Here is a 23,705-nt window from a genome sequence, read left to right on the forward strand (position 1 = left end):
TTTAACCTTAATTTTTATAATTGAGTCTTAATATGCTTTATAAAACATACAAATTGACACCACTATCAGATACACGCCAAAAAGCTTCTTTAAAAGAACTTCATCTAAACTGTGGGCCCACTTGGCACCTATAGGAGCCGTTATAATTGAGCCGATACTAATAGCCACTAGAGCAGGAATGTTCACATATCCAAATGTACCGTAAGGTAAGTTAGGTACATCATGGCCCATTGCCATAAACCCAATAGCGCCTGGTAAACCAATAAGGAAACCAACCCCAGCAGCAGTTGCAACTGCTTGGTGAACCGGGCGATTACATATCACCATAGTCATTACCGTAATGGTGCCGCCGCCAATTCCCAATAGAGCTGAAAAGCCACCTAAAAACGTAGCAAGTGCAGCTTTACCGATCCCTTTAGGCATATCTAGTGAATCTGTTTTCCCTGCAAACAGGTTTGGAAACAAAAAGTAAATTGAATAAAAGAAAACACCGGTAGCAAACACTAGAATCAAAACATTTGAGCTAGTTTGCGAAGCAATATAAAGCCCAACCAACACGCCTAATATTAGCCAAATAGCCCAATCTTTCAAAACTGTAAAGTCAACAGCGCCTTTACGATGATGAGCCTGAACAGATCGAGTACTCGATATAATAATTGATGCCAATGAAGTACCAACCGCTACTTGCATCAACTCTGCAGAAGACTCAGTAAAAAACGGAAACACCGCTAATAAAGCTGGAACGACTACAAACCCACCACCGTTGCCAAATAACCCCGAGGTTATTCCCGCAACTGCACCGGCTACACACAAGGTAGCAACAAACAACAATAACTCCAGTTCCATAACACCACTTTTTTATTTTATTATTAAATTGAGCTTAGCTCGATAAGGAGTACAAATTACAATTTGCACTCAAATAACAACAAAGCACATTTAATGCCATTGTTTTTGACACTAGATATATAGGGAGCTAGAAGAGAGTTAAAATTTTAAAGCACCAAAAACATGCCAAAAGCACCACTAAGGTGCATAGCGTGAAATGTTGCGATTGTGTCAATAAAAAGCACATTAAAACAACATGTTAATATGCTAAAAATTACAACCAGAAAAGCTTAAAAATAATGTAATAAGCCTAGTTGAAATGTTACAAAAGATTACAAAGCTAACTAGATATTACCTGTCTAAATTGGTCAAACATCCATGTTTTCAGCAATAAAATAATCCCTATACCAGTATGTTAAATCGTAAAATAACTAACGCCTGTGATAATAAAAGCTAGAAATATATTCAACATCACCCCTTCTCGCGCCATAGTTTGAATACTAAATTTGTTCATACCGTAAACAATTGCATTAGGCGCAGTAGCCACCGGCAACATAAATGCACAACTTGCACTAATTGCCGCAGGCATCATCATCAAGGCAGGGTCAATCCCAGCAGCCATACCAGTTGCTGCCAAAATTGGCATTAATAAAGTTGCTGTGGCTGTATTAGATGTAATTTCAGTTAAAAAAGTTACAAACAAACAAATGGATAAGATAAGTAAAGGAACAGGCAAGCTTGATAACCCTGTCAATAATTGGCCTAAAAGCTCGCTTAAACCAGATGCAGAGAAGGCTTTCGCAATACAAATTCCGCCAGCAAAGAGTAATAACATCCCCCACGGAATATCTGTGGCCGTTTCCCAATCTAAAAGTTTATCCGACTGTGGTTTTTCAACAGCTTCACCAAAGGTTACTTTCTTCTTATCCTCTGTTTTCACTGACACTGCCGCTTGATTACCACTAGGCACAAGAAACATTATTAGCACCCCTACTAGGGCGATTGTGCTATCACCAATTGAAGGCATATTTAACCAAACTGTCCAATAAGGTCTAAACATCCAAGCCAATGCTATGCCTAAAAATATAATGAGTACCCGCTTTTCTGCTGCAAGCCAAGCACCTGATTTTGGAAGTATAAAAGTTTGTTTATCATCTAACTTTCGGGTTAACCACCAAGCAATAACTGGGATCCCAATTAATACAATCGGCACACCTGTTTTCATCCATTCTAGAAAACTAATCTCTTTACCTTGGGATTCTAAAAACACACTCATAAAAATAATATTAGGTGGTGTTCCAACTGGCGTCCCTACTCCACCAAGACTGGCGGCGTAGGCTATCCCCAGTAACATGGCTATGGTCAAACGAGGATCTTTAACATGTTTCAAAACCGCTAAAGTGATGGGCAATAACATTAGTGTGGTAGCTGAATTTGAAATCCACATGCTCAAGATGGCAGCAGTTAACATAAAGCCTAGCACTAAACGCTTCGCACTTTTACCACCTGTAATATTTACTAAATAATAGGCTAATCGGCTATGAACATTTGATTTTTCAAGGGCTTTTGAAAGCATAAAAGCGCCCATTAACAGCAAAATCACATGGCTTCCCAATGCTGAAGCGGCCTCTTTATAGTCAATGACTCCAGCCATAGGAAAACCAAAAAAAGGAATTAAGGAGGTAGCTGGAATAGGGATCGCTTCTGTCACCCAAAGCATTGCTGTACATAAAGTAATGGCAGCAGTTGCCGAAATGGCAGAGTTGTGTCCCCAGAAAACCAATAGAAAATACAAGGTTAAGGAAGATACGATAGAAAGTAGAATGGTCTTATTATTGTTTTGCATATTACTCACACAAACCTAAATTGGGTGTGAATAATTTCTCATACTTTTTACAATGGGGGAATAAAAAAGGACTTCAAAATTAATAATTTACAAGAAAAAACGCCACTAACTCGGAGTAGTTAGTGGCTAAAATACTAATTAGGGCGAGCAATAACTGCTTCAATTTCAATTAGCATATTCGGACCACCTGCTAATCCTGCTATTTGAAAAGCAGAACGAGCTGGTTTATTAGGTTGCTCTTTAGTACCGAAGTACTTGGTATAAGCTTTCATAAAACCGGCGAAGTCCATTTTGCCATCCATTGTAGGGTCACCAACCAAGAAAACCTGCATTTTAATAATGTCACCAAAACCTACACCTAACTCTTTAAAAGAATCTTCCATACGTTTAAAAACATTTAGCGCTTGGGTTTCGGTATCACCATAGTACTCTCGGCTACCACGTTCAGCATCTGGGTTAACAGGACCAGGAACTGTGCCACTATGGAAAATTAGTGTTGTTTCAGGAGATACTTCAACTGCACGAGAAATAGGAAACGTACTATTGTTTGGTAAAGCATGACGAGTCACATCGGCTAGAGCACTCGTTGCTAACAAACTAGTTGCAGCTAGTAATAAATATTTTTTCATAAATGTTGTTCCTGCTATTTTAATTGATGAATATATGCAGCCAAGTTTGCTGCGTCTTTTTCTGACGTGATCACACTACTAACGGCTCGCATTTGTTGACCATATGTGTCTGCAGTATGGGTACCACGCATACCTAACCTAAAGTAGTTTAACTGATTAAATATATACCAATCATTTAGGCCGCTCAAATTAGGTGCTCCTAGCATTTCGTTGCCTTTAGCGTTAGCACCATGGCATGCAGCACAAGTTTGAAAAAGCGCCTCGCCAGCTTTGATATCACCTTCAACAGTTGCCATTGGTTTTGGAGACTCAGTGGATACTACCCATTTCACTATATCTTTTATCTCTTGCTCTGATAGGTTCTTAGCCATCAGCATCATTTCGCCACCCGTTAAATTATCTGGGTGATCGCCTCTTACTCTATTTTTAAAATTAAGAAGTTGGCGCTCTAAATACCAATCTGATAAACCAGATAATCTAGGGGCTTGAATATTTTCGTTACCCTTGAGCTGTGCACCGTGACAAACGGTACAGTACTCTAAGCCAACAGGTGTCACCACCTCTTCAGCATTGGCCTGAAATACAGCTAAGCTTAAAAACAATGCTGCCAAATATCCCTTAACTAACATAAGTGTCACCTCCAAAATTAAAACTGGCTGCTAACATCTTATTTAGTTGTTGTAATGCCTGTTCGCTTGAAGCTAACGCACCTTCTTGCCAGCCAGTATGGTGGCTAATTTGGTCGCCAATCATAAAGTGACGTCCTTCAGGCTTTTGTAATAGGTGATAGTACTTTTCAAAATTGTCATGGGTCATACGTAAACCACAACCCATTTGGTGATTCATTCTAGACCACGGAATAGTGATACCGTTTTCTATATATTTGCTGTAGCCAGGATGGATTTTTTCACCTGATAAAGCACCTGCTTTCAAGCGCTCTTCCTGTGATAAGGCTTCAAACATTTTGGTAGATTTTTCATCCCAGGTGTACGCCCCCAATAAAATTCCTTTTGGAGCATGAATATCGTGTGAGGGGTACCAAATTTGCCCAATAGCATCCTTCGAATAACTGATACCACCGTAAATACCGTCTTTTTCCCAAAAACGTTCTTTCATCTGATAACCAATTTTAAACAAATGGCCGCGCTTGATAGCATTTAAACCAGACTGATAGGTTGTCGAGAAGTTATTTTCAATTCCCGCCATAAAGTGAGCTGGGATATTATTAAAACAATAGTCAGCTTGAACAGTATGGAATTTACCGCCATGCTCGTAAGTCACCTCTACGGCGCTATCGCGATTAAATATTTTCTTCACTTGGGCATTAAGAACAGGTTGTTTCTTCAGGTTTCTTAGAAACGCTTTGATAACATTGTCCATGCCGCCCGTCGGCTCCATTAAAGGCTCTGCCCAATCGTAGGTTTCTGAACCTAATAGGCCGCCATACCAAAAGCTACTATCAAGCATAGCTTTTAACTCAATAGGTGTATGAGGAGCTGGATAATCCAACATACGGTCCTTAGTAGAGCCACCTCTGTCACTGCCTATGTATTTACCATTTTCTGTTAAGTCTCCGTAAGTTTTCGAAAACTTCTTCAACTTAGCGACATCTTCTTGGCTTAAAAGTTGATCAAAATGATTTGAATCTGCTGACTTCCATAGTAATTCAGACATTAATCCACGGGCATCAGTATGATATTCGACTATTCGTTTAGGTTTGCCACCTAATGACTTATCATCTTGAAAGTACGCCATTTTGCTGCTGTTAGCTTTGATTTGTAATGGCACGTTAAGGGTTTTGCAATAATGCAATAATCGTCTATGATGGCCAGGAATACGGGCTGGACCGCAGTTAAAATATAAGTTGTCTTGGTTGTCGAATTGACAAATTTGAGGGTTACCCATTTCGTCAATTTTATCGCCATTACGTACGGTTAAATTACGACCACCAGGCCTAAAAGACGCTTCCAATATAGTACAGTCGTAGCCTGCTCTTTCTAACTCTAAGGCTGTAGATAAACCAGCTAGTCCAGCACCTAAAATAAGTGCCGTAGGTTTTTGCCCTTTAGCAGCGGGTTTAACCTTAACGGGACCATTATATGGTTCATCAGGCATTAGACCTAAAGCGAGAGAGGTTTTAAGTAGTGCCGAGGAGCCGCCAGCAGCTCCTACCATGGTAAGAAATTGTCTTCTAGTAATATTCAACATAAAGCGACTTTGATAAATACCTTGTAATTAATAAACCAATACAACGAATAAGTTATTGTCGTAGTTTACAACTTATTGAAATATGACAGAAGGCACATAAATATTGTTCAGGTACATAATATATTTATATCTAACGGTCAGAGCCCGCCTGACAATGGCTAACTTTATTTACTGAATTTAAAATAACTACCACGGAAGCCAAGAATATTGACTGTAAATTCTTTATAATCAAATAAGAAACATATTCTCGAAATTTAATGATACAAAACCAGTTCGAGTACGTATGTGTGATAGTGAACTATAGGCATAACTCTAAAAATGATTAAAGCAATAAAAATAGGATGAGAAGCCTATGAACTCCAAACAACTACAATATTTTTTAGTAACAGCTGAACAAGGTAGTATTACCGCCGCTGCACGTCATTTAGACGTAGCCCAACCTGCCATAAGTTTGCAATTAGCGAATTTAGAACATGAACTGAAAGCCAAGTTATTCGCACGGGATTTTAGAGGTGTTGAGTTAACTGACGCCGGTAAAAAGTTTGAAAAACATGCCCAATTAATTATGGGGCAAATGCAAGCGGCTAAGTCTGATTTAGCAGGCGATCAATCTGAATATAAAGGTAAGGTCATTTTAGGACTAAGCCAGTCTAACTGTAATGTGTTATCCATACCTCTTTTAAAAGCCCTTGAACAAAGATTTGCGAATATCGAGCTTTCTTATCGGATTGGTCCTAGCTATGACGTAGAAAAATGGTTAGCAGAAGGCAGTGTTGATTTAGCCCTATGTTTTACACCTATGAATATCAATACAAGTTCAAAGGCTTTACCACTAATTGACGAAGATTTGTTTCTATATATATCTAAGCAACCACAAAATCCGTCTTATAGTGAATTAGCTTTGTACTCAAACTTGCCCTTTACAGACTTACAACACTACGAGATTTTTGTTCCCGAACAACAAGACGCACTTACGCAACTATTACAGTTAGAAGCGCAAAAACATGGGATTAAACTAAAATCCAAAAGAGGCTTTGGGCAATTGATGACGACCCTGCATTATGTTACCCAAGGCGTAGGACTGATAATATGCCCTTCTTCTGCCACCTTCCATCTAGAACAATCAGGTCAAATTAGGCCGATAACAATGATAGAGCCTAATCTTAGGCGCATGGTTTACCTGCAAATGGCAGAGCAAAAACAAAACAATAATATAGTAAAAGCGATTTTTGAATTAGTCAGAGAAGTATCAGCGGACACACACGCTAAGCAACATTGGCGGGGCAAACTTATTGACGAAAAGTACCAAAATGCCGACTCAATGAAGGTCGAAGGTTTACTCAATCGTCCCGTTGAGACATACGATATTTAGCGAGTTAATAGCAGCAACAAGATATGGGTACATACTAACTATATGTACCCAAAGCTAAGAAGGATTATCTAGCTTAACGTAATATTTCTAAAGCTTTGGCCCCTGTCATACCTTCAGTAACTCCCAATGCCTTTGCTGCGCTAGATACCTTAACTACTGGCCTAGATAACATATCTTCATGGGTTTTAACCCCTGATACAATGGCACAGGCCTCACCCGTCTTCTCACAGGTAGCTACATCAACATAAGCACAAGCCAACAAGCCTTTTTCACCTTTTACTGTTAAAAGTGGCAACTTTAAATCAATTTTTTGTTTCTCAAAGCCTTCCCAATCAAAAGCAGCTGCATTTAATGGTGCTGACAATACAACAAGCAATGTTGCGCCCAAAATAGACATCTTTTTTATTTTAGTGGTGATCATATATACCTCTCAAAAACCTAAGTGGGCATGCCAAAGCACTAACAATGCCAAGTAACATTTATCAGTTCTCACACAAGATAAGTTGATCATATTTGTCGGCAGGCGACATTTTGTCTTACTAGTAATTGAAAGAGCACCCAGGTAGTTTGCCCTTAAAAAGGGCAAACTGGCATTAACTGCCCTAAATTTTTAAAACTAGATTATGTGTTGATTAATTTATCAAGAGTGTAAGTAATCTGCTGGTATTGCTGCGACTTCTGTAATTGTTTAAAGTCAAATGTATTGCTGTGTTTAAGTGATCTAAGCCTATTGTTACTGTCATCGTTTATTGTATTTTCAATGGGTAAGCCATCAATAACTTGGACAGCTGCAGTTGGATCGTTGCAAACCAGTACCATGTCACAGCCAGCTGCAATGGCTAATTTTGCCCTATCAATAATTCCTCCCATTTGGACTGCGCCTTCCATAGACAAGTCATCAGAAAATACCACACCGTTAAACTTTAAATCGGTGCGTAATATTTGCTGTATCCACTTTTCAGAAAAACCAGCGGGTAAAGGGTCAACATTTGGATAAATGACATGGGCTGGCATCACAGCATCGAGTAAACCTCGCTTATTTATTTCAGCAAATATTGCCATATCTAATTCAAAAATCTGCTGCTTACTGCGTCTATCGATGGGAATGGCAACGTGTGAGTCTTCTAATACATTACCGTGCCCCGGAAAGTGTTTACCAGTGGCACTCATTCCAGCTTGTTTCATGCCGCTAATAAATGCACTAGCTAGGGTTACAATCTGCTCAGGTGATTGGTGAAAACTTCTATCCCCTATTACTTCAGAGATACCATTGATATCCAAAACTGGTGCAAAACTAATATCTATATCAAAAGCCTGAAGCTCAGAGGCCATCAACCAGCCCAATTGTTTAGTAAAATTAGTGACTGGGAGCTTATTCTTACTACATAAAGAGTCAATGCTGCCCATTGCGGGGATCCTACTAAACCCTTCTCTAAATCTTTGCACCCTGCCCCCTTCATGATCTGTGGCAATGACAATGTCATTTAGGGTGGCCTCTCTAATCTGTTTTATCAAATCTCGCAATTGTGCTTGATTATAATAATTACGGGTAAATAAGATTAGCCCGCCAATTAAGGGGTGGTCGAGTATGTCAATTTCTTCTGGTGTCAGTTCAAACCCTGACACATCAATCATAAGTGGGCCCATAGAATATTAAGCAACGTTTTAAAAGCAAATTAGGCCGCTACTATAGGGACGAGTAAATACCTTAGTCAAACTATCTCCATTGTTTTTAGTGAATTATAAGTAACTTATTTACTATGGATAAAACTAAAAGATATGACTTTCAAACTGCCACTTGGTTATACTCTGTGGAAATTTAGTTAATGACATATTAAATGAAGTTTAAAACAGTTGGATTAATAGGTAAGCAAGCTCATCAGGGCGCTAAAATAAGTCTTAATGCTCTGATAGTGTATTTAACTCAGCGGGGCTGCGAGATATTGGTTGAAACCAATACGGCGACAAACCTAGATGACAAAGATATTGTTGCTTGCAGCATAGAAGACATAGGAAAACAAGCAGATTTAGCGATAGTTGTAGGTGGTGACGGCAACATGCTAGGTGCAGCCCGTGTCCTTGCTGAATACAATGTAGCTGTGGTTGGCATTAATAGAGGTAATCTAGGATTTTTAACCGATATTAGTCCCGATGATATTGAAGCACAATTAGACAGTATTTTTGACGGCGAGTGCAAAGTAGAGCAACGTTTCTTACTAGAAGTTGCAGTATACAGAGACGGAAAAATTCAGAGTAAAGACTCAGCAGTAAATGAAGTGGTTCTGCATCATGGCAAAGTTGCTCATATGATGGAATTTGAAGTGTATCTCGACGAGCATTTTGTTTTTAGTCAGCGCTCTGATGGCTTAATAGTCGCTACCCCTACAGGCTCTACGGCATATTCTTTATCTGGTGGAGGAGCTATTCTTACCCCAAAACTAGATGCATTAAGCTTAGTTCCAATGTTCCCCCATACTTTAAGTAGCCGCCCGATAGTTGTTGATGCTAATAGTATAGTGACCTTAAAAGTATCTCCAGAAAACACAGATAACCTCCAAGTTAGTTGCGACAGCCATATTGTGCTGACGGTTTTGCCTGGGGATGAAATAAAGATATCTAAGAATCCAGCCAAACTAACTTTGATACACCCCAAAGGTTATAATTACTTTAACGTTTTAAGAACTAAGCTGAGTTGGGGCAGTAAGCTGTATTAATTGCAAACCCAGCGCACTAATTACTGGACACAGCCCAAACACCTGTTTATATTTACAGTTACTGTATATATAACCACTTAACGGGCAGTTTTTTATGCTTACACACCTATCCATACGCAATTTTGCAGTTGTAAAGACCTTAGATGTTGATTTCACCCCTGGCATGACAGCCATAACCGGTGAAACAGGCGCAGGTAAATCTATATCTGTAGACGCATTAGGTTTATGTTTAGGAGAGCGTGCAGACAGCGGTATGGTAAGAACAGGGGCTGCCAAAGCAGAGGTTAGTGCTACCTTTGATATTAAACAGCAAAAAGCTGCCCTAGAATGGCTTAACGAACATGAACTAGCTGATGCTGATGAAGTTATCATTAGACGTGTTATTTCTTCAGAGGGGCGTTCTAAGGCTTTTATTAATGGCACCCCAGTACCGTTGCAGCAGCTAAAAGGTTTAGGGCAACAGATACTAAGTATTCACGGACAACACGCCCATCAACATATTTTAAAAAATGAAAATCAAAAACATTTGGTTGATCAATATGCTGAACATCAACAATTGCTCGACAAAGTATCTAGTCGTTATCAAGTTTTAAGGGCTCAAAAGCAGCAATATCAAAGCCTGCTTGAAGGGCAAAAACAGCGAGCCGATCGTAGTCAATTACTATCCTACCAAATTCAGGAGCTAGACGAATTTGACTTGGCTGAAGGCGAGTTTATTGAATTAGAAATCGAGCATAAAAAATTAAGCCATAGCCAAACATTATTGGAACAGAGTCAAATTAGCTTTCATCAATTATACGAAGCAGAAGACTTTAATGCGTTATCAGCAGTACAAAATAGTGTAGATAGACTAACTGAGTTACAAGAGCATGATCCTAGCCTATCCCCTATTGTATCTATGCTAACAGAAGCAAGCATTCAAATTGATGAAGCTGCAAATGAGTTAAGAGCTTATACAGAGCAATTAGAAATTGATCCTATGCGAATGCAAAATGTAGAGGCTAGGTATTCACAAGCTCTTAATTTGTCTCGTAAGCACAATGTACAGCCAGAATCACTTTATGAGTTTCACCAAAACCTAAATGCAGAATACAAAGGACTAGTTCAAGATGACTCATTGTTAGAAGAGCTAGAAGAACAGCTTGCTTTATTAGAGCTGGAGTATCGAAAAGCTGCATTACAACTAAGTAGCTCACGAAAGAAAGCCGCTAAAGCCTTTGCTAAAGAAGTAGAAAAACACGTTCATCAAATGAACATGGCTGATACACAGTTTGAAATCACTATTGAGCATGATGAGCTTGGTAAGCCACATAGCTCAGGTTTAGATACTGTTAGGTTTATGGTTTCAACTAACAAGGGCCAAGCTAAGGATCAACTTGATAAAGTAGTGTCTGGCGGTGAATTATCTCGAATCGGACTTGCCATTCAAGTGATTAGCTCAAGTAGCAGTGATATTGCTACTATGATTTTTGATGAAGTTGATAGCGGAATTAGTGGTTCCACAGCCTCTGTGGTGGGCCAATTACTGCGTAAATTGGGACATTCAACCCAAGTCATTTGTGTTACTCATTTACCCCAAGTTGCCGCTAGAGCCCATAACCAAATGTTTGTGACTAAGTTTAGTGATAAAAACACCACAGAAACTCACATGATTTCTTTAAAAGAAAATGAACGAATTGAAGAGTTGGCACGTCTATTAGCAGGTGACACACTAACGGAGTCAGCCATAGCTAATGCCAAAGAATTGCTAGAAATCAGTAATTCATAGTAATTAAGGATTGATTGAGCCGTGATTGCTGGGTTAGGATGCTTCGCCAAATGTATAGGGTTTCCCTTTACAGTAGCGGTTTATTGCCTTTTTCAAACGCCAAGATATTGAGTAAAAATGAAGTTCAAGAATTTACTAGTTGTTTTAATAACCACATTAACATTGTCAGCTTGTGCTGATTGGATTTTTCGTATCGATATACCTCAAGGTAATTTTTTAGATGAGAAAGAAGTTAAAAAACTTCGCATTGATATGACAAAAGAACAAGTAGAGTACGTATTAGGTAAGCCTGTTTTAGAAGACGCCTTCGACCATGATACTTGGTACTATATTTATAAAATGAAAAGAGGAATGAAAATAAGAGGCGAAGACTTTCGTAAAGAACTCACCATTGAATTTGTTGATAATAAAATTGCAAAGGTAAATGGGGATTTTGAATTGTCTGAAGACTTTAACATTCCGCTTGACCAATAGCTTTCCACTATCCGATTAACGATAGCGTTAATCGGATAAAAACAAAACTTTCATAAATCTGATCCCAAGCACTTACTTTTAGAGTGCTTAGATCCCTTAGTTGTTTTTCAGTCTTAAATGTACCGTAACCTCTTCCCTATTATGGTAAAGGTGCTTGCTTTGAATTTCATAAGCGCCTACGTTGGCCGACTTCATGACATTATCAATTATCGCCAATGCCCCTTGAACAGACTCATAACGTCTTTTCATTGGCAGCTTTAAATTAAACATCGCTTCTTTACATCTTTGTTCTGCCACCCAAGTGGCCATAAGTTTTGCTACTCGCTGCGGCTGCTCTATCATATCGCAGACTAACCAATAGATATTTTTCTTTTTTGGTTGAAACTTAAAGCCATCTTCTGGGCAGTAAATCACTTGACCTGTTTCCATTAGACTTTCATCCATAGCCCCATTGTCAACCGCATGTACAAACATACCACGCTTTACCAGTTGATATGTCCATCCACCAGGACAGGCGCCTAAATCAACCGCATGTAGGCCACCTTGTAAACGCACCTCATGTTCTTCTTTTGGAATAAATGTTTGAAACGCTTCATCTAATTTCAAAGTTGAACGACTGGGAGCGTCAAAGGGAAATTTTAAACGCATAATACCCAAAGGTAATGGCGAGTTATTATTGCTAAATGAAAACCCAATATAAGCCTTGTCATTTTGGGTAAAAAAGATGTGCAATACGGGCTTGTTTGCATTGTCTTTATTGGTCAGCTTGTTATTTTTCCGTAAGGCCTGTCGCAAGGGAACACTGATCTTTCTACAAAACTTTGATAGTTCTCTCCCTTCGGTGGTATCAGCATATTCAACTCGAAGTTCACCACATAATGGAAAATCGCTACAAGCATCCAACAAGGGGCTAATCCTGTCGTTTACATCCATATTTTCAATGACATGCTGACAGGCAAATTGCTGCCTTGCGAAAATCAATTGACTGAAAAGTAACTTTTTGCCAAGAAACTCTGCATGCTCTTGTTGATAACAATGAAACAACACAAACCCGCTATTTCCTTTAGCTTCTACATAACCAAAAACGTCTAATTTGCTTGCTTTTTCTTGTACCTCATTCGCCACATCATTTTCAAAACCACTTCTGCAATACAAGACTAACCCTGCCATTAATACCCTACTCCTTTAACGACAGATACCATTAATAATGCCCATCCAATTATAAAAAATAGCCCACCTAAAGGGGTAATAGGTCCAAACCATTTAATTTGTGTTATTGCTAACACATATAAACTACCACTAAAAAAGAGCATACCGGCTAGCATAAAGCCTGCACTGTATACCAATAAGCTTTGTGGCATTTGACGATATAGAATAACAACAAGAATTAGCGCTAGACTATGATACATCTGATATTGAACACCAATCTGAAAGGTCTCTAATTGGCTAACAGACAACTTATTTTTGAGGCCATGGGCTGCAAATGCTCCCAAAATCACCGACAACATTCCGCTAAAAGCAGCAAAAAACAATACGATTTTCATAACAAAGCTCGCTACAAATCCACAGGGATTTTTATAGTAAAATACAGGTTAAGCAATTAATCGTTATGATAACAAAAACAATGAATACTTAATGGCTTATTGTAATGAGATTTTTTGATAGTTCAGGTAACTTGAGGCAAGCTAAGTTAATGAAACCCTATTTGCTTTTATAAATGAGACAGAATCTTGGATAGCCTTAGTGAGATTCTGCTGCAGGGTAACACCAGATTTCACTCTAGGTTTAAAACTATGATCACCGTCAGTAATAAAGTTTACTTTCACTTTTTCTGATAATGGATAGCCCTGTACTTCTTCTTTTGTGCCAAAATTATCTCGCTCTCCCTGCAAAATTAAAATGGGTTTAGTAAGATGTTGTAAATGATCTATACGCAATTTTTCTGGCTTACCTGGTGGGTGGAATGGGTAGCCCATACAAATACAGCCTTGGGCCAAGCTGTTTTCTAATAGCATACTTGCAATTCGCCCCCCCATAGATTTTCCACCAATAAAGATGGGCAAGCTTGCATCCAGCTCATCTAAGACCTGACTAAAGCGCTCTATTAGCTTTTCAGCTTTCTCTGGTGGCCTTCTTTTGTTCAAAGTGACAGCCAACTCCATATAGGCAAAATTGAATCGCACCACATTAATTTGATGACCGCTGATCCCCTCTGCAATCTGAGTCATAAATTCACTTGTTTGCCCAGCACCTGCGCCATGTGCAAATACCAATGTTGCTATAGCATTATCTGCCCGATTGACTAAAGTCTCTATCAATTTGATCCGCCGTTACTTCATCTAACAACCACTCTCGAAAGGCGGTGATTTTACCTAATTCAGCTTGAGATTGATGACATACTAAATAGTACGCATTCTTAACAATTAGCTTTTCTTCAAAAGGACATACTAACCGCCCTGCTTCTATTTCTTGCCTGGCTAAAACACTATGTCCTAAGGCGATACCTTGCCCTAATGCTGCAGCTTGTTGAACCATCATTGAATGACTAAAAATAGGTCCTTGATTTACGTTTACCCCCAACACATTAAAATGCTTTATCCATCCCTGCCAAGCTTCTCGGGAAAGATCATGGAGTAATACATGTTTAGAGAGATCATCTAGTTTATTTAAAGGTTTGTCACCTTGAAATAATAAAGGTGAGCAAACAGGAGTTAGATATTCTGTATGTAATTTATCAGCAACTAATCCAGGCCATTTTCCTCGACCAAAATAAATTGCCACATCAACATCATCGGTTAAAAATCCCTCATCACCATCTACAGCTTTTATCCTTATGTCTATATCAGGGTTTATCTGGGTAAACTGATTAATCCTCGGTACTAACCATTGAATTGCAAAACTTGTTTGCAAGGCAACAGTAATTGCGCCTTTTTCACCTTTTGCCACAAGCTTATCCGTTGCTTCATGTAACGCCTGAAATATATCTTTCAAATCAAGATAATAACTTTGCCCTTCTTCAGTTAAAAACAAAGCTCGATTTTTTCGAACAAATAATTTCATTGATAAAAAATCTTCAAGGGCTTTTATTTGATGACTTACTGCCGCCTGAGTCACAAATAATTCATCTGCCGCCTTTGTAAAGCTCAAATGCCTTGCCGCGGCTTCAAAGGTTTTAAGTGAATTTAAAGGTGGTAATCGCCTAGGCATATGGGTCTGCATAATTATAAAAGGTTAATGCATATTTAAGCATTAGTTTTTCTAATGCGCAACAATACAAATAGTCATTTTATTAATATAAGTAAGTTGTTTAGAATTTAACCCGTGGAAGAAATTAGTTGTTATAAAACAAATAATAGCTTCCATTAGCAGATTAACTAATCAAAAAAGTAAACTTTTAACTTACATTAATAAACTTAAGGTTAACAAAATGAAAAATCTATTTATAAAAGAAATACTCAAAACTATTGGCGTTATCGCTATATTAGCAACTCCTGCTGCACAGGCTAAACTAAACTCGGCTGTAGAAAATGAAAGTCAGACTACTAGCCTAGAGGCTGAAATTAAGCAAAATATTGCTAACATGATAGGCTTGACCGAAGCGCCTGTTTCAAAAAGTCAAATAGCCAAAGAAATAAACGCTGCTGCATTAGAGCTACAAACAGATGAACTAGTTCGCAGCAACAACGAACAATTACCAAAATTTAAATTTAAGGTAGTCATTGCTGAATAATTAATTTTTGGTTTATCTGCTCGTTAACATTGTTTAAGTAAGTTAGCGCTGTGTCGAACCAATGCAACCCTTTGCATTTCAAGGTGTCGACACAGCAAACTTACTCAAGATATTTTCAACTATATTTTTAATTTGCACTCGTATCTAGTACTGCAAAGCTCTTCACTAAATCATCTAATGCTTTCATTTGTTGTAAATAAGGTTCTAGTTTGTCTAGTGCTAAGGCACAAGGTCCATCACACTTTGCTTCATTCGGATTAGGGTGAGCTTCAATAAATAGACCACCTAAGCCCAATGCCATGCCACTTCTAGCGAGTTGCGCAGCCTGAGCGCGTCTACCATCTGCAGAGTCGCTTCTACCTCCTGGTTTTTGCAACGCGTGTGTAGCATCAAAAATAACAGGGGCATAGGCTTTCATTTCATCCATAGCAAGCATATCAACTACCAAATTGTTATACCCATAACAGGAGCCTCGCTCGCACAAAATAATTTTATTATTACCCGCTTCACCAAACTTGGTAATAATGTGACGCATTTCATGTGCTGCTAAAAATTGTGGCTTTTTTACATTTATGACAGCGTTAGTTTGAGCCATAGCAATGACCAAATCTGTTTGTCTGGCTAAAAATGCTGGTAATTGAATAACGTCAACCACTTCAGCAACTGGCGCAGCTTGGTGAGGTTCATGAACATCTGTAATCAATGGAACATCAAAAGTCTTTTTGATTTCCTCAAATATTTTCAAACCCTCTTCCATTCCTGGACCGCGATAGGAGTTAACCGATGAACGGTTCGCTTTATCAAAAGAAGCTTTAAACACATAAGGAATATTCAGCCTAGTCGTTACTTCTTTATAGTGTTCAGCAATTTTCATTGCCATATCACGGGATTCAAGGACATTCATACCGCCAAACAATACAAATGGTTTGTCATTGGCAACTTCAATTGCGCCCACAGAAATATTATGTAAATTTTGCATTAGAACTCATTTAACTCTTTGTTATTGATTGTGATTAGGATACCAAGTCAGATGCCATCAAGATATCCTAAATTAGCAGCAAACCACTTTGTTGATAATCTTGCTCCCCAAAGTATGTTTAGATTAAGCTAAAAGTAGCGATCTCTAGAAATAACACGTAAAATACGCGGCTCTTTTACAGCGTATAGAAAAGAGTCCTATCTGTTACAGATAAAGACTCGTGAACGGTAGGGTAAATTAAAAAATCTGTTATGACAAAAAAGCTATTTATTAAAACTTGGGGTTGCCAAATGAACGAGTATGACTCGGAAAAAATGGCAGATTTATTAGACTCTACCCATGGTTATGAGGTTGCTAACGAAGCTGAAGACGCAGACGTTATTTTACTTAATACTTGTTCTATTCGTGAAAAAGCCCAAGAAAAAGTATTTCACCAGCTAGGTCGTTGGAAAAACCTTAAAAAAGATAAACCCGATTTGATAATTGGTGTAGGTGGTTGCGTAGCATCTCAAGAAGGTGAAACTATTCGCAAGCGTGCACCTTTTGTAGATCTTGTATTTGGGCCACAAACCCTTCACAGACTTCCTGAAATGATCAATCAAATTAAAGGGGGCGACAAATCAGTCATAGATATAAGCTTCCCTGAAATTGAAAAGTTCGACCGCTTACCTGAACCAAGAGCAGAAGGACCTTCTGCCTTTGTATCAATTATGGAAGGCTGTTCAAAATATTGCACCTTTTGCGTAGTACCTTACACCCGAGGTGAAGAAGTCAGTCGCCCAGTGGATGATGTATTACTAGAAATCGCTCAGTTGGCAGAACAAGGTGTTCGCGAAGTCAACTTACTTGGTCAAAATGTTAACGCCTTTAGAGGACCTAACTATGATGGCAGTGTGTGTACATTTGCTGAGTTGTTAGAGCTTGTAGCCTCTATTAATGGGATTGACCGTATTCGCTACACCACTTCTCATCCAGTTGAATTCACCGATGACATTATAGACGCCTATGCGCAAATACCTGAGTTGGTAGACCACTTACACTTGCCTGTTCAGTCTGGTGCCGACCGAATTTTAAACCTTATGAAACGAGGCCATACCGCTATCGAATATAAGTCTAAAATTCGTAAACTAAGAAAGATACGACCAAATTTAAGCATGTCCTCTGACTTTATTATTGGTTTTCCAGGTGAGACAGATGCTGACTTTGAGGCGACTATGAACTTAATTCAAGCCATGGATTTCGATCTTAGCTTTAGCTTTATCTATAGCGCACGTCCTGGAACACCAGCCGCCGATTTACCTGATGACGTTTCAGAAGAAACCAAAAAACAGCGTTTAAGTTTGTTACAACAACGTATTAATCAGCAGGCGCTGCGCATTGCACGAAATATGCTAGACACAGAGCAACGTATTTTGGTTGAAGGCCCATCGAAGAAAAACCCCATGGAACTTAGTGGTAGAACGGAAAACAACAGAGTGGTTAACTTCGAAGGTACCCCTGAAATGATAGGTCATTTTGTTGATGTAAAAATTACCGATGTGTTTGCAAACTCATTACGAGGTGATGTTGTCAGAACTGAAGCAGATATGGATTTACGGAATGACCTTTCACCGCAAACCTTACTAGCTAAAAACACAGCAAACATTGACGACCTAGGCGTTGCAACATTTGCCCCTTAGTAGTCAAACTTACGAATTATTGCATTAGAGAGTACATACTTGAGCAAACTTACCAGTAGTGAATTTTTATTAGAGCCGTCTGACCATAAACGTCTATCAAGTTTATGTGGTCCATTTGATGACAACATTAAACAAATAGAACGTCGTTTAGGGGTAGAAATCACCTACCGAAATAACGAATTTAAAGTAACAGGACAATCCCAGCAATCTAGTGGTGCAGTGGAGCTACTGAAATTACTGTATTTAGAAACTCAACCTGTTAGAGGTGAAATTCCGGACATTCAGCCTGATAAAGTACATTTAGCTATACAAGAGTCAAAGTGTCTTGAAAGAGCTGAAGCTGGTCACTACGGCAAAGAAGTCCATATAAAAACAAAACGGGGTGTAATCAAACCACGTAACCCAAATCAGTCTCAGTATGTTGCTAATATTATGAATCATGATATTAGCTTTGGTGTAGGGCCCGCAGGAACCGGTAAAACTTACTTAGCGGTAGCTTGTGCCGTTGAAGCGCTTGAAAGGCAAGAAATACGCAGAATTTTACTCACTCGACCTGCAGTAGAAGCAGGCGAAAAGTTAGGTTTTTTACCAGGTGACTTATCACAAAAGGTTGATCCATACCTAAGACCTTTATATGACGCCCTATTCGAAATGTTAGGTTTCGAAAAAGTAGAAAAACTAATTGAGCGCAATGTCATTGAAGTGGCTCCCCTAGCCTACATGCGTGGACGAACCTTAAATGATGCCTTCATTATTTTAGATGAAAGCCAAAACACCACTGTAGAACAAATGAAAATGTTCTTAACCCGTATTGGTTTCAACTCACAAGCGGTAATAACAGGTGACATTACCCAAGTTGACTTACCTAGAGGTATGCGCTCTGGCCTAAGGCACGCTATTGAGGTGCTTAAAGACGTTAATGATATTTCATTTAACTTTTTCAGTGCAGGTGATGTTGTTCGTCATCCTGTGGTAGCCAGAATCGTTACCGCATACGAAGAGTATGAAGGTCAAAAGGAAAAAGAACGCCTAGAGAAAAAAGCACAACAAGAAGCCTTGGCGAAACAGCAGGACAATCAATAAGTGAAAGCCCAGTGACCGCTATTCTAGATTTACAAATGGCTACCACCTCTGAAGCTATTCCTTCAGAGCGCAATATTCAGTTATGGCTAGATACCGTATTAGCACATCAAAATTTATCAAACCAAGAAATCACTGTACGTTTGGTAGACACCCAAGAAAGTCAGGCCCTAAATTTTGAGTTTAGAGGAAAAGACAAGCCCACAAATGTGCTGTCTTTTCCATTCGAAATGCCTGAAATAATGATTCATGATGAGGCTAACCAACAAGGCGATATGCCCCCATTACTAGGTGATTTAGTAATTTGCAGCCAAGTGGTAGAGGCAGAAGCAACACAGCAAAATAAAGCGAATCTTGATCATTGGGCACATATGATCATACATGGCTGCTTGCATTTACTTGGCTATGACCATATAGAAGATGGCGAAGCGAACGAAATGGAAGGGTTAGAAATTGCCATTTTAAAGCAATTAGCCATTGACGACCCCTACCAAGATCATTAATGATGCAGGTCTAAATTCGGTAAACTGATTTTCAGTTACCCGTTTACACATTACATAAACTTTAAATATTAACGAGATCATGAGCGAAGATAATCCCCCGTCTACAAACGGTTCTGCCAATAAAGGCTGGATAGACAAAATAGTCCAGACCTTCACGGGAGAGCCGCAAAATAAGGAAGAGTTGTTTGGCGTCATAGCTGAGGCTGAGCAACGTGAGGTCATTAATCCTGAAACTAAGGAAATGATCGAAGGAGTCATGGAGGTTAGTGAAATGCGCGTAAGGGATATCATGATCCCACGGGCGCAAATGAAAACCATTGAGATAGACCAAAGTGTGGAAGAGTTTCTTCCAATTTTACTTGAGTCTGCCCACTCTCGCTTTCCCGTTATTAACGAAGATAAAGATCATATTGAAGGCATTTTACTTGCGAAAGATTTACTAGAATATGCTTTTATTCCGGGTAAAGAATTCGAATTAAAAAATATTCTACGCCCCGCTGTTATTGTTCCTGAAAGTAAACGAGTTGATGTCTTATTAAAAGAATTCAGACAAAAACGTTATCATATGGCGATTGTTGTTGATGAGTATGGCGGTGTGTCTGGATTAGTCACCATTGAAGATATTCTAGAGCTGATTGTTGGCGAAATCGAAGACGAGCATGACGTTGAAGAAAGTGAATTCGATGGCATTCGTCCGCTAAATAAGTACACCTACTCAGTAAAAGCATTAACTTCATTAGAAGACTTTAATAAGTTTTTTGAAACTCAGTTTAATGAAGAAGATGCAGATACCATTGGTGGTATTGTTCTAAAAGCATTTGGGCACATGCCACAAAGGGATGAAGAAGTAACAATAAAAGACATCCAGTTTAAAGTTACCAACTCAGATAAACGTAGACTCCTACAATTAAAGGTAACCCTGCCTGAAGATGAAGGTTAATCAAAACGTCTTGTCAAAAGCAGAGAGCATCCCTTTCAAACTAAAGATGTTTCTCGCTTTTGTTTTAGGCATAAGTTTAACCTTTAGTTATGCCCCGTTTTCACTGTGGTGGCTTATGCTGCTGAGTTTATCAGGGTTTATTTACCTGCTATCACTAGCAGATAAAAAACAAGGCTTTAAACTTGGGTTTGCATTTGGTTTAGGTTGGTTTGGGGCAGGAATAAGCTGGGTACATGTCAGTATTGCTGATTTCGGTGGCCTTCCTTTAATCGCATCAATTGGCCTAATGGTTTTACTTTGCAGTTACCTAGCTCTTTACCCTGCATTCGCAAGTTTGATCCTTACAAGGTATTTTACAAGTAGACTTTGGCCTGCGGTGTTGCCGTTAATTTGGCTAACCTTTGAAACCCTAAGAGGCTGGCTCTTTACTGGCTTTCCATGGTTATCACTAGGCTATTCACAATTATCAAGCCCCCTCGCTGGTTGGTTTGCGGTGATAGGTGAAGTGGGCGTAAGCACTTTACTCGTTTTACTTTGCACCTCACTTGCCATTTTGATACCCCAAAAAAAATGGCTGCAAGGGTTAATACTAGCAAGCACTGTATTGATATCTGGAAGCGTATTAAATAACTATCAATGGGCTAAGCCAACTGGCGAGGTGGTTAATGTCTCTATGGTACAGGGAAACATTGAACAAGCCCTACGCTGGACTCCCGAGCAAGACCAACCAACCATGGAAAAGTATCAAAGGCTTACATCAGACCATTGGCAAAGCGACATTATTATTTGGCCAGAAGCGGCTATTCCTAAACTCGAACCCATTGCACAAGATTACCTATCGAACATTGATAACCTAGCAGCAAAGCATGGTGCTGGATTAATTACAGGCATAGTAAATTACAATTTTGAAACCAGAGAGGCATACAATAACTTAATCGGCTTGGGGTTAAAGCATGAGCCCTCACAGCAAAACGATAGCATTGGAAAAGGCCAGTACCATTATTTACATAACAACCGCTTTGCAAAACACCATTTATTGCCAATAGGTGAGTTTATCCCCTTTGAAGACTGGATAAGAGGCATTGCACCTATCTTTGATTTACCTATGTCTTCATTTAGCCGTGGAAGTTATCAACAAGATAACCTCTTGGCTAAAGGTTATCATTTGGCCCCTGCAATATGTTTTGAAATAGCTTTCCCTAGTCAAATATCCGCCAACTTGTATCACAATACAGATTTTATAGTAACAGTAAGTAACGATGCTTGGTTTGGTCACTCTCATGGCCCTGATCAACATTTAGAAATAGCACAAGTCAGAGCTAAAGAGTTTGGATTGCCAGTACTAAGAGCCACTAACAATGGTATCACTGCCTTTATTGATCATACAGGTGAGATCCAAAGCCGTTTACCTCAGTTCGAGGCTGGCGTATTAAGTGATCAAATTAAACAAGTCTCGGGTGACACGCCGTATCGAACCTTCGGAAACATTCCAATTTGGTGTTTCGCTTTAGTGATCTTTGCATTTGGATTCCAGCAAAAACGAGTGAAAAGAGCCCCTGCCCAGAATACATAATCCTTATTAATCAAAGCTGGTTTGAATAAGTTTAGCTGTTATATGCAAAGCAAAACTTAGCTCATCATCAGAGCTTGGTGACATTAAAGAAATTCTTACGCCGTTAGTACTTTTACTACTTCTACTTTCAAAGTATTCAGCACTAGTGACCATTACCCCTCGCTTTTTTAAGGCGCTACAAAAAGCAGCACTACCCCAACTTGGTGGCAATATTAACCAAATATGATAACCATTTTCTTGAGACTCATACTGACAGTCTTTTAAAATTCGTTTCGCTAAACGCTGACGTCGACACGCTATTTCTATTTGTTGCTCTTGAGCTTCGTTTACTGCCCCTGACAATATTAACTTTGACGCTAATGCCAAAGTTAAAGGTACGGGCATCCAAATACTATTGCGTATTTCTCCAGATATTTGATGTTTAAAGCTCTCAGGTGCCACCAAGTAGCCAACTCTAAGGCCGGGTAACACAGACTTTGAAAGGCTGTTTAAATAGAAACTTCTATGGGGAATTAAGTTAGATATAGGCTCAAGCTCTGGACTGAGAAAACCATACACATCATCGTCTACTAACCAAAGCTCTTGCTCTGAAACAATTTTAGCGATTGCTGCTCTTCTGCTTTTTGGCATTACCCGGCTAGTGGGATTTTGGTGAGATGCAACTAATATAACCATTTTAATATCATGCTCCTCACAGGCCTTACATAGAGACTCAGGACACATTCCTTGGCTATCCATCTTTATGGGCACTAGCACTCGCCCTAGCTGATTGGCTGCAGAAATAATCCCCGGGTAACAAAGCTCTTCTACAGCAATACAGTCACCATAATTACTCATACAATTAAGTAAAACAGTCAAACCATGTTGCGCGCCACTGCAAATATTAATCACCTTATCGGTGAGCGTTACACCAAGACTGGTTAACCATAGCCGCGCCGCCTGTTGATCCGTTAAGCTCCCGCCCTCTGTGTTGTAATCCATTAATTTAGCTAAGTCTGTATGGGCAACTAGCTCACCTAAGTGCGTCTTTAACATAGACTCAGACACTGCCACTTGTGGTTTAATAATTGAAAGGTTAATACATTGATTTTCCTTTGCACTGATAGCATGGGATAACAAAGGCATAGTAGATACAAAGCTGCCCTTCCCTACTTTGGCTGACAGCAAGCCCTGTTTCTCCGCCACCTTGTACACCCTAGTGACAGTTGCAAGCGCGATATTCAGCCTCTCGGCCAACTGCCTTTGGGGTGGCAGTTTATCACCTGCTTTTAACACACCAGATAAAATAGCGGACTCAAGCCTGTTATATATAATTTGATAAACAAAAGGCGAGCCTTTGCTTTTCAAATCAATGCCTTGTATCCAGTCCCACATGTTTATAAGCC

23 protein-coding genes are annotated in these 23,705 nt (G+C 39.2%); 10 read left to right on the forward strand and 13 right to left on the reverse strand.

The genetic code is table 11. The features are described from left to right. Window positions 1-27 precede the first annotated feature (27 nt). The 5 genes from ACMUMK_RS08300 to ACMUMK_RS08320 all read right to left on the reverse strand — a co-directional run bounded on the left by ACMUMK_RS08300 (window position 28) and on the right by ACMUMK_RS08320 (window position 5,508). Window positions 28-846, reverse strand: a complete 819-nt coding sequence (locus tag ACMUMK_RS08300) for a sulfite exporter TauE/SafE family protein (protein ID WP_414700663.1) — start codon at window positions 844-846, stop codon at window positions 28-30. Between the two features lie 394 nt (window positions 847-1,240). Next, a complete protein-coding gene (locus tag ACMUMK_RS08305; protein WP_414700664.1) occupies window positions 1,241-2,671 on the reverse strand; it encodes an SLC13 family permease in 1,431 nt (476 codons plus the stop codon). A 134-nt stretch (window positions 2,672-2,805) separates the two neighbouring features. Then, window positions 2,806-3,300 carry a RidA family protein gene (locus tag ACMUMK_RS08310; RefSeq protein WP_414700665.1) on the reverse strand — a complete coding sequence of 165 codons (495 nt, stop codon included), beginning with the start codon at window positions 3,298-3,300 and terminating at the stop codon, window positions 2,806-2,808. Between the two features lie 14 nt (window positions 3,301-3,314). Next, window positions 3,315-3,929 (reverse strand): c-type cytochrome, encoded by a 615-nt coding sequence (locus ACMUMK_RS08315; RefSeq protein WP_414700666.1) that lies wholly within the window; start codon window positions 3,927-3,929, stop codon window positions 3,315-3,317. Continuing rightward, complete coding sequence (locus tag ACMUMK_RS08320) at window positions 3,919-5,508, reverse strand: flavin monoamine oxidase family protein (protein ID WP_414700667.1); 1,590 nt, start codon at window positions 5,506-5,508, stop codon at window positions 3,919-3,921. The genes ACMUMK_RS08315 and ACMUMK_RS08320 overlap by 11 nt, the downstream gene beginning before the upstream one ends. A gap of 352 nt (window positions 5,509-5,860) precedes the next feature. On the opposite strand from ACMUMK_RS08320, the gene ACMUMK_RS08325 reads away from it, so the two are divergent. Then, on the forward strand, window positions 5,861-6,880 hold the full coding sequence (locus ACMUMK_RS08325) for a LysR family transcriptional regulator (RefSeq protein ID WP_414700668.1): 1,020 nt from the start codon (window positions 5,861-5,863) through the stop codon (window positions 6,878-6,880). Window positions 6,881-6,953: 73 nt separating this feature from the next. Here the strand turns inward: ACMUMK_RS08325 and ACMUMK_RS08330 are convergent, their stop codons facing one another. Continuing rightward, entirely contained in the window at window positions 6,954-7,301 is a 348-nt protein-coding gene (locus ACMUMK_RS08330; RefSeq protein WP_414700669.1) for a YunC family protein, read from the reverse strand. A 200-nt stretch (window positions 7,302-7,501) separates the two neighbouring features. Then, window positions 7,502-8,515 carry a beta-N-acetylhexosaminidase gene (gene nagZ / locus ACMUMK_RS08335; RefSeq protein WP_414700670.1) on the reverse strand — a complete coding sequence of 338 codons (1,014 nt, stop codon included), beginning with the start codon at window positions 8,513-8,515 and terminating at the stop codon, window positions 7,502-7,504. 203 nt (window positions 8,516-8,718) lie between these two features. Between nagZ and nadK the strand changes: the two genes are divergently transcribed. From nadK to ACMUMK_RS08350, 3 genes are all read left to right on the forward strand, one after another. Next, window positions 8,719-9,594, forward strand: coding sequence for an NAD(+) kinase (gene nadK / locus ACMUMK_RS08340; protein WP_414700671.1), 876 nt, complete (start codon window positions 8,719-8,721; stop codon window positions 9,592-9,594). A 94-nt stretch (window positions 9,595-9,688) separates the two neighbouring features. Further along, window positions 9,689-11,362, forward strand: coding sequence for a DNA repair protein RecN (recN, locus tag ACMUMK_RS08345; protein ID WP_414700672.1), 1,674 nt, complete (start codon window positions 9,689-9,691; stop codon window positions 11,360-11,362). A gap of 117 nt (window positions 11,363-11,479) precedes the next feature. Next, a complete protein-coding gene (locus tag ACMUMK_RS08350) occupies window positions 11,480-11,836 on the forward strand; it encodes an outer membrane protein assembly factor BamE (protein WP_414700673.1) in 357 nt (118 codons plus the stop codon). Between the two features lie 96 nt (window positions 11,837-11,932). Here ACMUMK_RS08350 and rlmM read toward each other — a convergent pair whose 3' ends face one another. From rlmM to ACMUMK_RS08370, 4 genes are all read right to left on the reverse strand, one after another. Next, window positions 11,933-13,006: a 23S rRNA (cytidine(2498)-2'-O)-methyltransferase RlmM gene (gene rlmM / locus ACMUMK_RS08355; RefSeq protein ID WP_414700674.1), complete on the reverse strand. Its 1,074-nt coding sequence runs from the start codon at window positions 13,004-13,006 to the stop codon at window positions 11,933-11,935. Next, complete coding sequence (locus tag ACMUMK_RS08360) at window positions 13,006-13,380, reverse strand: DUF423 domain-containing protein (RefSeq protein ID WP_414700675.1); 375 nt, start codon at window positions 13,378-13,380, stop codon at window positions 13,006-13,008. The genes rlmM and ACMUMK_RS08360 overlap by 1 nt, the downstream gene beginning before the upstream one ends. A 141-nt stretch (window positions 13,381-13,521) precedes the next feature. Next, on the reverse strand, window positions 13,522-14,154 hold the full coding sequence (locus ACMUMK_RS08365) for an alpha/beta family hydrolase (RefSeq protein WP_414700676.1): 633 nt from the start codon (window positions 14,152-14,154) through the stop codon (window positions 13,522-13,524). Further along, window positions 14,123-15,043, reverse strand: a complete 921-nt coding sequence (locus tag ACMUMK_RS08370) for a transcriptional regulator GcvA (RefSeq protein WP_414700677.1) — start codon at window positions 15,041-15,043, stop codon at window positions 14,123-14,125. Before ACMUMK_RS08370 ends, ACMUMK_RS08365 begins: the two co-directional genes overlap by 32 nt. Before the next feature lie 220 nt (window positions 15,044-15,263). Between ACMUMK_RS08370 and ACMUMK_RS08375 the strand changes: the two genes are divergently transcribed. Next, window positions 15,264-15,566: a hypothetical protein gene (locus ACMUMK_RS08375; RefSeq protein WP_414700678.1), complete on the forward strand. Its 303-nt coding sequence runs from the start codon at window positions 15,264-15,266 to the stop codon at window positions 15,564-15,566. A 127-nt stretch (window positions 15,567-15,693) separates the two neighbouring features. Here ACMUMK_RS08375 and kdsA read toward each other — a convergent pair whose 3' ends face one another. Continuing rightward, window positions 15,694-16,545 carry a 3-deoxy-8-phosphooctulonate synthase gene (gene kdsA, locus ACMUMK_RS08380; RefSeq protein WP_414700679.1) on the reverse strand — a complete coding sequence of 284 codons (852 nt, stop codon included), beginning with the start codon at window positions 16,543-16,545 and terminating at the stop codon, window positions 15,694-15,696. 251 nt (window positions 16,546-16,796) lie between these two features. On the opposite strand from kdsA, the gene miaB reads away from it, so the two are divergent. From miaB to lnt, 5 genes are all read left to right on the forward strand, one after another. Next, complete coding sequence (gene miaB / locus ACMUMK_RS08385) at window positions 16,797-18,224, forward strand: tRNA (N6-isopentenyl adenosine(37)-C2)-methylthiotransferase MiaB (protein WP_414700680.1); 1,428 nt, start codon at window positions 16,797-16,799, stop codon at window positions 18,222-18,224. A gap of 39 nt (window positions 18,225-18,263) precedes the next feature. Then, the gene (locus ACMUMK_RS08390) at window positions 18,264-19,307 is read left to right on the forward strand and encodes a PhoH family protein (protein ID WP_414700681.1); all 1,044 of its coding nucleotides are present in this window, start codon (window positions 18,264-18,266) and stop codon (window positions 19,305-19,307) included. 35 nt (window positions 19,308-19,342) lie between these two features. Further along, window positions 19,343-19,807, forward strand: a complete 465-nt coding sequence (gene ybeY / locus ACMUMK_RS08395) for an rRNA maturation RNase YbeY (protein ID WP_414701390.1) — start codon at window positions 19,343-19,345, stop codon at window positions 19,805-19,807. Between the two features lie 79 nt (window positions 19,808-19,886). Further along, window positions 19,887-20,747, forward strand: coding sequence for a CNNM family magnesium/cobalt transport protein CorC (gene corC / locus ACMUMK_RS08400; RefSeq protein ID WP_414700682.1), 861 nt, complete (start codon window positions 19,887-19,889; stop codon window positions 20,745-20,747). Between the two features lie 46 nt (window positions 20,748-20,793). Then, window positions 20,794-22,320, forward strand: coding sequence for an apolipoprotein N-acyltransferase (lnt, locus tag ACMUMK_RS08405; protein WP_414701391.1), 1,527 nt, complete (start codon window positions 20,794-20,796; stop codon window positions 22,318-22,320). Window positions 22,321-22,326: 6 nt separating this feature from the next. On the opposite strand, the gene ACMUMK_RS08410 is transcribed toward lnt, so the two are convergent. Beyond that, a complete protein-coding gene (locus tag ACMUMK_RS08410; RefSeq protein WP_414700683.1) occupies window positions 22,327-23,694 on the reverse strand; it encodes a PLP-dependent aminotransferase family protein in 1,368 nt (455 codons plus the stop codon). Between the last annotated feature and the right edge of the window lie 11 nt (window positions 23,695-23,705).

Source organism: Paraglaciecola sp. 2405UD69-4, assembly GCF_047525415.1.
In the GTDB taxonomy this organism is placed as follows: Bacteria; Pseudomonadota; Gammaproteobacteria; order Enterobacterales; family Alteromonadaceae; genus Paraglaciecola.

Bases quoted from the DNA above. Each gene is read 5' to 3' on its own strand.
- ACMUMK_RS08300 (WP_414700663.1), bottom strand. From the start codon at position 846: ATGGAACTGGAGTTATTGTTGTTTGTTGCTACCTTGTGTGTAGCCGGT.
- ACMUMK_RS08305 (WP_414700664.1), bottom strand. From the start codon at position 2,671: ATGCAAAACAATAATAAGACCATTCTACTTTCTATCGTATCTTCCTTA.
- ACMUMK_RS08310 (WP_414700665.1), bottom strand. From the start codon at position 3,300: ATGAAAAAATATTTATTACTAGCTGCAACTAGTTTGTTAGCAACGAGT.
- ACMUMK_RS08315 (WP_414700666.1), bottom strand. From the start codon at position 3,929: ATGTTAGTTAAGGGATATTTGGCAGCATTGTTTTTAAGCTTAGCTGTA.
- ACMUMK_RS08320 (WP_414700667.1), bottom strand. From the start codon at position 5,508: ATGTTGAATATTACTAGAAGACAATTTCTTACCATGGTAGGAGCTGCT.
- ACMUMK_RS08325 (WP_414700668.1), top strand. From the start codon at position 5,861: ATGAACTCCAAACAACTACAATATTTTTTAGTAACAGCTGAACAAGGT.
- ACMUMK_RS08330 (WP_414700669.1), bottom strand. From the start codon at position 7,301: ATGATCACCACTAAAATAAAAAAGATGTCTATTTTGGGCGCAACATTG.
- nagZ (WP_414700670.1), bottom strand. From the start codon at position 8,515: ATGATTGATGTGTCAGGGTTTGAACTGACACCAGAAGAAATTGACATA.
- nadK (WP_414700671.1), top strand. From the start codon at position 8,719: ATGAAGTTTAAAACAGTTGGATTAATAGGTAAGCAAGCTCATCAGGGC.
- recN (WP_414700672.1), top strand. From the start codon at position 9,689: ATGCTTACACACCTATCCATACGCAATTTTGCAGTTGTAAAGACCTTA.
- ACMUMK_RS08350 (WP_414700673.1), top strand. From the start codon at position 11,480: ATGAAGTTCAAGAATTTACTAGTTGTTTTAATAACCACATTAACATTG.
- rlmM (WP_414700674.1), bottom strand. From the start codon at position 13,006: ATGGCAGGGTTAGTCTTGTATTGCAGAAGTGGTTTTGAAAATGATGTG.
- ACMUMK_RS08360 (WP_414700675.1), bottom strand. From the start codon at position 13,380: ATGAAAATCGTATTGTTTTTTGCTGCTTTTAGCGGAATGTTGTCGGTG.
- ACMUMK_RS08370 (WP_414700677.1), bottom strand. From the start codon at position 15,043: ATGCCTAGGCGATTACCACCTTTAAATTCACTTAAAACCTTTGAAGCC.
- ACMUMK_RS08375 (WP_414700678.1), top strand. From the start codon at position 15,264: ATGAAAAATCTATTTATAAAAGAAATACTCAAAACTATTGGCGTTATC.
- kdsA (WP_414700679.1), bottom strand. From the start codon at position 16,545: ATGCAAAATTTACATAATATTTCTGTGGGCGCAATTGAAGTTGCCAAT.
- miaB (WP_414700680.1), top strand. From the start codon at position 16,797: ATGACAAAAAAGCTATTTATTAAAACTTGGGGTTGCCAAATGAACGAG.
- ybeY (WP_414701390.1), top strand. From the start codon at position 19,343: ATGGCTACCACCTCTGAAGCTATTCCTTCAGAGCGCAATATTCAGTTA.
- corC (WP_414700682.1), top strand. From the start codon at position 19,887: ATGAGCGAAGATAATCCCCCGTCTACAAACGGTTCTGCCAATAAAGGC.
- lnt (WP_414701391.1), top strand. From the start codon at position 20,794: ATGTTTCTCGCTTTTGTTTTAGGCATAAGTTTAACCTTTAGTTATGCC.
- ACMUMK_RS08410 (WP_414700683.1), bottom strand. From the start codon at position 23,694: ATGTGGGACTGGATACAAGGCATTGATTTGAAAAGCAAAGGCTCGCCT.